1 protein-coding gene is annotated in these 421 nt (G+C 61.3%); it reads left to right on the top strand.

The window, feature by feature from the left end; genetic code table 11:
* Positions 1–43: 43 nt before the first annotated feature.
* Positions 44–337 carry a hypothetical protein gene (locus tag OH705_RS26870; RefSeq protein WP_094011964.1) on the top strand — a complete coding sequence of 98 codons (294 nt, stop codon included), beginning with the start codon at positions 44–46 and terminating at the stop codon, positions 335–337.
* The last annotated feature ends 84 nt before the right edge of the window (positions 338–421 follow it).

Consider the following 421-nt stretch of genomic DNA (forward strand, 5'->3'; position numbering starts at 1 on the left):
TTGAATGGTCAAATACTGTATCGATATACAGTATTGGTGCCGCATGTACTTCCTCCTTGTTCGCCGTCGAGAGCGCGGCGTAGCGATCCCCAACGAAAAGCTCGCGAAGGTCAAACCGCTCAGGGCCGACGTTCACCTACACGAGTGCCATAGCGCAGCTCTTGGGCGCTGCTGCATTGAGGCCTGGGTGTTCAATCCGGCCCCGGGCGAAGACATCATCCCGCGCCTGTTGGATGCCAAGGTGAATGGCATGGGCAGTCTGGGGCTGAACATCACGGGCGTTGAGGATGTAGACGGCGTGCTCTATGCGCAGTCCTGGTGGTGCCGTGTTGAGTAACCTGGCGGGCATTCCGAGGCCGTGGCTCGACGAGCTGTACGACGGCCCCGCCCTTGTCACCGATCCGGACGGGCGCGCCGCGGT

Origin of the sequence: Pseudomonas sp. BJa3, from assembly GCF_026343815.1 — a bacterium.
Lineage (GTDB): Bacteria > Pseudomonadota > Gammaproteobacteria > Pseudomonadales > Pseudomonadaceae > Aquipseudomonas > Aquipseudomonas soli.

Coding starts and splice junctions, on each gene's coding strand:
- OH705_RS26870 (WP_094011964.1), top strand. CDS start 44: ATGTACTTCCTCCTTGTTCGCCGTCGAGAGCGCGGCGTAGCGATCCCC.